The 9,189-nt window shown below is 53.7% G+C and carries 10 protein-coding genes; 2 read left to right on the forward strand and 8 right to left on the reverse strand.

All coding sequences use genetic code 11. The annotated features are described in order from the left end of the window. Nucleotide 1: 1 nt before the first annotated feature. The 7 genes from WC698_00400 to WC698_00430 form a co-directional block, all read right to left on the reverse strand. Nucleotides 2–415 (reverse strand): response regulator, encoded by a 414-nt coding sequence (locus WC698_00400; protein MFA6038714.1) that lies wholly within the window; start codon nt 413–415, stop codon nt 2–4. A gap of 72 nt (nt 416–487) precedes the next feature. Further along, on the reverse strand, nt 488–1,159 hold the full coding sequence (locus WC698_00405; GenBank protein MFA6038715.1) for an HAD family phosphatase: 672 nt from the start codon (nt 1,157–1,159) through the stop codon (nt 488–490). Between the two features lie 32 nt (nt 1,160–1,191). Then, nucleotides 1,192–1,974 carry a class I SAM-dependent methyltransferase gene (locus WC698_00410; protein ID MFA6038716.1) on the reverse strand — a complete coding sequence of 261 codons (783 nt, stop codon included), beginning with the start codon at nt 1,972–1,974 and terminating at the stop codon, nt 1,192–1,194. A gap of 15 nt (nt 1,975–1,989) precedes the next feature. After that, nucleotides 1,990–3,057: a hypothetical protein gene (locus WC698_00415; protein MFA6038717.1), complete on the reverse strand. Its 1,068-nt coding sequence runs from the start codon at nt 3,055–3,057 to the stop codon at nt 1,990–1,992. Next, complete coding sequence (locus WC698_00420) at nt 3,050–3,877, reverse strand: hypothetical protein (protein MFA6038718.1); 828 nt, start codon at nt 3,875–3,877, stop codon at nt 3,050–3,052. Before WC698_00420 ends, WC698_00415 begins: the two co-directional genes overlap by 8 nt. Before the next feature lies 1 nt (nt 3,878). After that, nucleotides 3,879–5,360, reverse strand: a complete 1,482-nt coding sequence (locus WC698_00425) for an aminotransferase class III-fold pyridoxal phosphate-dependent enzyme (GenBank protein ID MFA6038719.1) — start codon at nt 5,358–5,360, stop codon at nt 3,879–3,881. 194 nt (nt 5,361–5,554) lie between these two features. Beyond that, nucleotides 5,555–7,060: a helix-turn-helix domain-containing protein gene (locus WC698_00430; GenBank protein ID MFA6038720.1), complete on the reverse strand. Its 1,506-nt coding sequence runs from the start codon at nt 7,058–7,060 to the stop codon at nt 5,555–5,557. Nucleotides 7,061–7,247: 187 nt separating this feature from the next. Here WC698_00430 and WC698_00435 point away from each other — a divergent pair, with 187 nt between their 5' ends. Then, nucleotides 7,248–8,123 (forward strand): helix-turn-helix domain-containing protein, encoded by an 876-nt coding sequence (locus WC698_00435; protein ID MFA6038721.1) that lies wholly within the window; start codon nt 7,248–7,250, stop codon nt 8,121–8,123. Nucleotides 8,124–8,400: 277 nt separating this feature from the next. Beyond that, on the forward strand, nt 8,401–8,673 hold the full coding sequence (locus WC698_00440; protein MFA6038722.1) for a GlsB/YeaQ/YmgE family stress response membrane protein: 273 nt from the start codon (nt 8,401–8,403) through the stop codon (nt 8,671–8,673). A gap of 4 nt (nt 8,674–8,677) precedes the next feature. Here WC698_00440 and WC698_00445 read toward each other — a convergent pair whose 3' ends face one another. Beyond that, nucleotides 8,678–9,088, reverse strand: a complete 411-nt coding sequence (locus WC698_00445; protein ID MFA6038723.1) for a hypothetical protein — start codon at nt 9,086–9,088, stop codon at nt 8,678–8,680. Nucleotides 9,089–9,189: the final 101 nt, after the last annotated feature.

Below are 9,189 nucleotides of genomic sequence, written 5' to 3' on the forward strand. Positions count from 1 at the left end.
TTCACCCGTGCAAGTCCTCCGAAGGGATGTACTTCTTCATCTCCCCCCACAACGTTTCAAGATTCAGCTTGTTCTTGTCCAGGCAGGCTGTCGCCCCAAGCTCATGGCAATGGCGCTGTTCCTGGTCGGAGAGTGCGTAGGAAAGTGTGATGACAGGGAACGTATGGCCTTTACTGCGGACATACTGGAGGGCATCAGGTCCTTCCGTTTTCGACCAGTCGACGGCGAGGAGCAGCAAAACCGGCGGTTCCCTATCGACCATCTCTTTCACCTGCTGCGTTCCATGAGCAAGGCGGATATCTATGTCAGCACGTTTGTTCACGAACTGCCGGAGGAGTTCCGACTGGGAGGAATCAGTATCGGCGAGAAGGAGGATGTGCCGATGGGATTCCTCTCTGGCTCCTACATCATTCATGATTCCATTCTAACAGCCTCTGTGCATAGAAACTATTGCCGCCGCCAGGAACACAGATGCCTGCGACGAAGTTCATGGAACAGGGGGGAGTCCGGAGCCATGTGCGACTTGCAAGAAGGCGAGTAGCGCGTTCAGGTCTTGGAAGATGGCGGACGCGTTCTGAAAATCGGTCCATGCATGACCGCGTGCCGGTATCGCGATGGAATACACACCAGCCGCGTTGGCTGCCGCGATCCCCTTGGGGGCATCATCCGCCATCACAGCGGTCTCAGGTTTGTTTCCGGCTCTTTTCAATGCTTCCAAAACGAGATCCGGGGATGGTTTTCCCTTCTGCACCTCGTCCACGGATACGAGGACATCAAAGCTGTCCCGGATTCCCATTTTTGTAATACCCCGCATGATGTAATCCTTCGTTCCCGAAGAAGCGATGGCAAGTTCCCATCCCAGATTCCTCAGAAACTCGATAAGCTCTCGCGCTCCCGGCATTAGCTCCAGCCTATCAGCCATCAGGCGCTCCATTGCCTGGTTCCTCGAGCACATAAGCTCTTCCGCGCTTTTCTTCAGGTGATACTGCCGTCTGTAAGTTTCCATGACGGTGCGGACGGGCATGCCGAGGCATTCATCAAATGTTGTTTGAGTGAGTTGGATGCCAACAGAACGGAGCAGTTCCGCTTCCGCCTGGAACGCCAACTGTTCGGTATTCACCAAGAGCCCGTCGTAATCGAAGATGAAGAGAGGTGACATAGGAAAAGGCAGGATCGAGAATCACGATTCGTTCAGTGAATGTCAACGGGCATTTTCTTGCCAACATACGTCTCGATGAAAAAGATCTCCTCTCCGTTGCGGTTTTTGGAGAACGTATATCCCAGCTTCAGGATGTTCTCTTTCGCCAGGGCAGTCAGTTTCGTGTTCCGGATTTCCTGCTCCTTCGGCTCTCCGGCACGCCACGGCTGGAAACCATTCTCTTCCATGACGGCGCAGGTGTGGCGTATCGCGTTCTGGAAATCCGCAGTTGCCGTCGCGATGATTCCATTCCCGCGCAGATAGGGCGGTGCCCCCTTGATCATGGCATCGAGGAGATCACGACCAGTGGAGCCGGCGGTGCTCGCCACCCAGTGGTGCGATTGCACATCCTTCGGCATTTGCGACAATTGCTCGGTGGTGACGGGAATGGGCGGAAGGGCTGAGAGGACCAGATCGAATCGCTCGCCAGCATGGAGAGGCTCGTACAGCGTACCGACGCGGAAGTCGATAATACGCTCGCAGGCATGCCGCGACGCGTTCCTATGTGCCATCTCTACTGCGCACGGATTGATGTCATAGGCGACGACTTTGGCGACACGGTCTCGATAGTAATCCGCCATGATGACTGCGGAATAGCCGTGGCCGGTGGCCATATCTAGGACGGCGATACCGTTTCCCGAGTCATCGACGAGGGGGAGTACATAGTCGTGCAACTGGGAGACCAGATGGTCTTTATAGTAATCTCTGCCAATGACTCCTTGGTCGGTTTGGTAATCGTACTCTTTGCCACGATAGTTCCGGTGAATGGTTTCCATAGAGGGTAGAAATGGTTAAGAAACATGATTTGCTCGCAAGAATTTGTGGATGTCTGCCATATCAGCGAAGGACAATCGCGCGAGCGAGGATCGGAGATTCTGCGGCGTATGTGGATTGAGCGCGAGAGCGGCACGTACTGACCATTCTTCATAGGAAGTCCGGTAGGCGTTGTGGAGCTGGGATATGGATGCGGAGTCCCAGATTTCGCAAAGTAAATGTGATGTATCATCAAAAGCGTTACGGACATTCCATGTGTTACGGTGATCTCCCCGCACTGTTTCCAGAATTTCCTCTTCCCATCCTTTTCCGACCGTTTCCCCGATCACACGCAGGATTCTTTCCCGCAATTGCTCGATAATGACCCATGCATTCATCGATGTTTCATGATCGACGTAACAACGGGAATCCATCTTGCTCGCGAGGAGATCCCCGTACTGACGAGCCAGCACTTCTGTGTCCTTCGCTGGAATGAGACCTTGCGAGCACATTTCATTCAATTGGTTTCCAGGATGCGTTTCGGATGATCGAAGCAGCCGACGTGATACCCAGTCCAGCGTCTGGACGTCTCTCAAGCCGCCTGGACGATATTTCAGCGAATCGTGTATTTCCTCCTTTCGCAACTGCCTGGTGCGATAGAGCCAGTTGTAAGTGAAATAGCTCCGCTGGTTCTCCTGATCATTCTCCGGCTGCAGGGCAAAGGTTAGAATCCTGTCGTAGAGTGCGCGATTCCCTGCAACAAATTTGGAGAAGTGGACATCCGATGCTATCAATTCCGAATGGCATATGAGCCATTTCCATTCTTCCTCTGGCGCGATGGCATACAGTTCCAGAGGATGTCCCACCAGAGGCACATCCTCGCAAATGCACTGGCGAATTTGCTCTTTCGTTTGTTCGCCGATGTTGCAGGTCATCATGAGGACGTCCAAATCCGAATCTGTCGTCAGCTTGTCCTTGGCGATGCTTCCTGTCACGGCTAGAGCGAACTCTTGCCCGAAATCAATCAGGCTTTTTGCCGCTTTTTCCCGGAAACGTTCTAGGGTTTCCCGGCTGTATTGTTGCCGCTGTTCGAAGATGTCAGACATGGGAGTGCAATTCGGTAAAGAATGTTTCGCATGCTCGGGTATCGTTCCAGGAGTAAGGAACCTCCCCGGAGAAATATTTCGGATATGAGGAAAGATACTTTTTTACCGCATTCTGGGAATACACGGGTTCTCGAGCGTTATTCAGAACAGCCGCGCACAGCTCCCGGAAAGCCGAAACGTCTTGAGCGGGGGATTGCTGTGCGAAATACGCGAGAAAATACATGAATGCCACAAGTTCGAATTCTCGCGCCTCGGGCCCCTTGATGCCCACATCGAAATCAATAAAACGAAGACTACTGTCGGGCAGGACGAGTTCGTTCGGCCCCCACCTGTCCCCGATTGCCACTCCTGATCCGTGGCACTGCATCAGTGTCGCAAACGCATTTTCGGATGCGGCTGTCGCATCTTTATCTCCCATCTTCCATAAATCGGCGAGTGTGCGTGCGCCTTGACAATACGCGATGATCTGCATTTTCCTGTGGGAGCAGATCGGCGAGATGACGGGGACATTCATTTGCAGGAGAGCGTCGGCGAACGCATGCTGTTCTCCAGCCGTGCGCAGGAAGAAGCCGTTTCCCGGTACGTCGAGGAATCCCACTCCCCGGTATTCGTTGATGATCGCGGGTAGCTCCCGTGCCCTCCCCTCCTGATTCTCCACACGAAGAAGATACGGTCTCCCATCTGCCGTATGGAAGAGGACGTTACTGTTCAAGTTCCCTTGCGGTACTTGTTTGTCGGAAGCGGCCACGGGCATTTGGAACAGCTCTTCCAGTTCTTCCACGCTCAGCGATTCTTTGCAGGGGGTTAGACGGGTGGACATATCAGCAGAGAGGATGGGCGGAGAATTTCTTCAGGCTGTTTTCCAGTTGCTCTATTGCAAAGTCGATTTCTGATTCCGTAATGACGAGGGGTGGTTTGATGATGAGGGCATCGTGCGATGCCCTCGCAAAAACGCCTCTCGAGATCAGATCGCGGTACACGGCCGCCGCAAGCGCCGGTGAAGGCTGTCCTGATTTATCTAGCAGCGGCAGTCCGCAAATGAGGCCGTCACCTCTGAGCGCACCTGCGATATTCTCATATTTTTCAGTAAGCTCGCGGAGCCGCGTGCGCAAACCTTTCGCTTTTTCCGGCACCCGGCGCAACAGACCATCATGCAGTTCTTCCGCGAGAGAAACTGGAAGGCAAGCGGGGATGTCCTTCCATTGTATGCCCGTGAGCCTTTCGAGCACGGCCTTTGCGGCGACCATCGCACGGAGATCGCTTCCGTTCGTGCTCTCCCCTGTACCGCTCTCCTGGGAGAACTTTGTGCTGCAGATAGAAGCAGCGAGAGGGCCGTATCCCCCCGTCAGCCCTTTGGAAACGGCGAGCATATCGGGGGCCACGCCCAGTTTCTCCGCCGCCGACATCGTTCCAAGCCAGCCGAAAGCGGTTTGCACTTCGTCAAAGGCCAAAGGAATATCGCATTCTGCGCATGTCTCTCGTAACGACTGAAAGAAGGGAGGAGAGGGAGTGACTACTCCGTAATTCATGAGGAGAGGCTCGATGATGACAAGAAAAAGTTCTTCCCTGTGCTGCCTGATCTGCTCCATGATTTCCACTTCACCGTCCGACAGAACCTCATGATGGTCGAAGCTAGCCGTTGTCGGCGTTTCGAAGAACATCACCTTTCCCTGGTCCGACCCGGCAGTTTGAAAAGGAAGTTTCAGTCCTTTCTGTATCCATGAAATCTTACCGGCGTTCCCTGTTTGTCCGTGGAAACCGCCCTTGAAAGAACCCACCATCTTTCTGGAAGCATCGTCCCCGTATTTCGTGCAACAGTAATTCCATGCGTTCGTGAGAAGTGATTCGATTGCTGCCGCACCGGAGCACAGACGATGGTTTACGCGGGCGTCGGCAATGCCTCCAATCGAGGAAATCTTTTCCGCGAGCAATTTCGCGTAGGCATTCGTGAACCTTGAACTGAGGAAGGAAGGATATCCGCTCAGGTTGAAAGCGTTGATGTTTGCAAGAACCCAAATGTCATTCTGTCCCAGTACCGTGTTCACCGTTTGCGACGCCATGTCGAGGATGGGTCCATCCTTGGTCTCGACGACCGCTCCGTATGCTGCAGTGGGTTCACAGCCGGTATGCGGAATCAGATTCTTTGCAAGAAAGGACGATGGCGTCTGTTCTCCGCCGTTGCACATGCCGATATACCTATTTCTCAGATCCGTAGTGAGCGTGAGCATTCCATCAGAACGGAGGAATGAAATTCCGTCTTGGAATTCGGTGGCAGCCGGTGCGTATGTGGCCTCGAATTTCATGAAGAGGGTGGTATCGACACGTAGATGTGAAGCGCGTTGGCGTCCACCCATCATGTTATGTATGTTTCACAAATAGAAAATACGACATAATACAAATAAAAATGCCTGTACCGAGTTTTCCTTTTCACAAAGGGATAAAATAGGTTCCGTGACCCCGTAGAACCCCCCTATTTATCCCTCCTCTGCCCGCAACCTCAGTTGTTTGCGGTTCCTGGCTTCCCATACTGCACCACGGGAGCAAGGAAGTGGTCATGCCTCCATATCTGCCTTTCTCTGTCCGGAACATCGATGGGGATTTTCTTCACTTCGATGCGGTGGAAACCGAGTTTTCGCAGTAAGCCGAGGAATCTGTTTCCAAGGTGGTCAGCGGCATCCACAAAGAATGTGAGGATGCCATCCGGTTTAAGGAGGTTTCTTTCGACGATGCGCTCGATGAACATGACACCATCCCGATGCACTTCCTCTAGACTGAGCGGGTAACCATCATAAGCGATCCCGTCGAACTGGACGCCCCGGAAATCATTCAGTGCATCGTGCCAATCGCGCTCGATCACAATAAGCCCTTTCTTCTTCCTGGCCTCAGCTGCGATATGCGAGTTGATCTCCACAACGGTATGCGTACCCAACTTTCGCGTATTCCGGTACTTCTCGATCTCTTCATCAAGGAGGCCAAGACCATATCCGACATTCAGAATATCCCCTCCATTACGGGTTACAATTTCGGCGAGCGTTTGCATGTAGGGAACTTGATAGGTGGACATCACCTCATGGCCAAGGACCCGCATAACCGTCTCACCCTCCTTGGTTTTCTCGATTGTAGGTTCCGCGGCGATGAATTTACGCCGGAAGTCGGGGATGTAGAGCTCCCGTCGCGACTGCATGGTTTCTTCAAGCACTTCGGGATAGTCCGTCATGTACAGGGCGTCCCGGTGCATCCAGAGGAGCTTGAAGATCGCCCGGAGGATGGAAACGATTGCTTCGTCCTGGATGATGAGGGCGAACGCCGTTTTGGAGTTGAAGCTCATGCAGTGCAAGCAATCATCGTAGAGGTTGATTTCTGTATTAATCATCGGAAAGAACTCCTTCGAGATGAGCTTGGTCTGGCGCAATTCCTCATTGTCGTTTCGCTGGTAAGCAATTGCCTTGGGGCTCTCAAGAGCGATGTTCTTGATGAAGATCCCTTTCTGCACGCGGTCGGGGACGTACTCCTGGACGAAGAAATCCTGCAGCTCCTTCCCCACATCCTCGATCACGGAGAAGAATCCCATAATCTCATCTCCCCTGCATTCCTTCAACATTGTGCGGTAAGACTGTTTGACGCCGCGATAGCCTTCAAAGAAGCGCGCCTTGGAGAGGAATATCTTCGGGTTGAAATCGTACTGGTCAACGAACTTCTGGATCGTCTCCTCATAGACGGTGAACTGCTTGAGATATCCCTTGAGCCATTTCCGAAGGCTTTCGATATCAGAAATAGCGTAAAGAGGTTTGTTATTGAGAAGGGTCTTTTGCACCATCTTTTTCACGATCAACTGCTTCAGGCTGTATTGAATGGTAGAGACTCCAATACTGGTCTCGTGCGAGAGCGTGCTCAAGTCCATCGCGCCCTTGGAGAGCAGAGTTGAGTAGATCGCGACTTCGTTCTCCGTCCAGCCTGTTTTGCTCAAGACGCTGCGAACGCCGAGGGGGAGGAAATTGCTCATTGCGGGGGATTATAGTGATAATCAATAGTGTTTACAAATCCAATTCGTATCGAAATTATGTCTTCGATAAGCCAAAGTTCAAAGACACAGAGATATTCTTTCGTAATATGCATTGTTTCCGAAGCTTCAAAGGATAAAGGTATGTAACCCCCTCCGAAATCACATTTCTTCGCGAGAACCGTCACTTATGCTCACATTTCCTGCCGCCATCGAACAGAGCCTGTTGGATTCGGGACTCTCCTCCACGGAAATCCTCATCCTGTGCCATCTCATCGGAGGAGACGCGCTCTCATTGCGGCAGCTGGCCATGAAGACCGGGAAAAGCACCGGGGTCTTGAGCCAGGCGATGAAGAAGCTGATGCGGAAGGAAATTGTCTCCCGCCAGATTCTCAATGAATCCCCCTGTTATCTCCTGCAGACGCTTGAACATGTCTCAAACTGGCTGCAGCAGGACACGCGACAGAAGGAGAATACGCTCCTCCGTCGCCATCGGAACTTCATGGATTTCTTCTCCACTCTTACGCGTAATCAGGATCGCCCTGACCTCCTGCACTTCGACGAGCAAGAAGGGATCTGCTCAGCGTATATGAAGTTGCTCGCATTGGGTGTCAACGAACTGCTCTGTTTTCTTCCTATGCAGTATCAGGAGGAAGATCATCCTCTGCGGGAATTTCAGAAGCACTTCGCGCGGGAACGGAGGAGGAGGGGCATCTTCCTTCGGGTCATCGCAAACGATTCGGCGCTTGGGAGGCGCTACAAGTCACGAGACCCGTTCGAGTACCGCAACACCGCCCTCGTATTCGAGGAGAAACTCACCATCCCGTTCGAGTACGTCATCGCCGGGGACGCTGTTGTTTGCTTCGATCACAAGGAGCAACGCGCCTGCCTCCTCCGCTACCCCCAGCTCGCGATGATCTCACGCGCGATGTTCCTCTCTCTGGCCGGACCATGTCCGATGTTTCCCAGCCCCCTCACTTCTCCAGCGGTGCGATTCGGCCAGCGGCTATCGGCATTGGTGCGGGGGGAAATCCATCCGGATCTGTCGCAGAGCCCACTTACGTGAGACTGCCTAATACGTTTGTTATAATGGCTTGTTCAAGCCAAAATGAAAGTTTTGTCCAGGATGAGACACACCCCTGTTGTACTGTCTCATTTGTCTCATTTGATGACTGACCCGCTTGCTTCACCCTAGTAAAAGACACCCCCCTCAGAAATGCTACTGGTGCCCCTTGGGATCCGAAGTGCTGGGTTCGTGACCCCGTCGTTCTGCCATCCGGCAATACGAACGGAACACCGACAAAATTCGTAAGATCCGGATTTCCCGAACGACATAAAGACATATGGTCAACCTCATCGTCTGGATCATCCTCGGCGGCATCATCGGCTGGCTGGCAAGCATGATCATGCGCACGGATGCGCAGCAGGGCCCCCTCCTGAACATCGTGGTGGGGATCGTGGGCGCGTTCCTGGCAGGCTGGCTCATCACGCCGCTCGTGGGCGTGGATACCATCAACCAGAACAACTTCAGCATCCCCGGCCTCATCGTTTCCCTGCTGGGGGCAGTCGTCCTCCTGGCCGTGGTCAACTTCTTCCGGCGCGGGGCGGTGCGTTAAAACCTTACTTTTGGAGGGTGATGACGATCTTCGTCTGCCCGTCATCGATGGAGAACGCGACGCGCATCTCCTTGCCGTCCTTGACGGCCGTTATGGTGCCGCCGCGGTCACCGGCATTGTCTCCCTCCAGGCGCCAGCCCTTTTCCACGAGCGTCTTGCGGTAGTAGGCGATGGGGCTGGTGATGCCGTTGATGGTCGTCATCTCCACGCGCAGCATCCTATCGTCTTCCGTGCGGTTCACGACGCTGGCGTCGGAATTGAGCACGTAGTCCGGGACTTCGGCGGGGAGGCCCGTCACCTTTGGTTGGATGGGAGCGGGCGGTTCGGCCGGTTGCCGGGAGAGGGGATTCCAGCAACCTTGGAGGAAGAGCGTCGTCACGGCAAGCGTGGCGACCAGTGGGAGAGTGAGTCTCACGGAACGCGTCATGGAGGTTATTTTACGCCCTCATGGCACCGGAGCAAGAGATCGCACTTGCCCACTCTTCCCGGACGTCGTACGGCGCGGCATCCCGGGCT

It is taken from the genome of Candidatus Peribacteraceae bacterium, from assembly GCA_041661065.1.
Taxonomy (GTDB): Bacteria; Patescibacteriota; Gracilibacteria; order Peribacterales; family Peribacteraceae; genus CAIKAD01.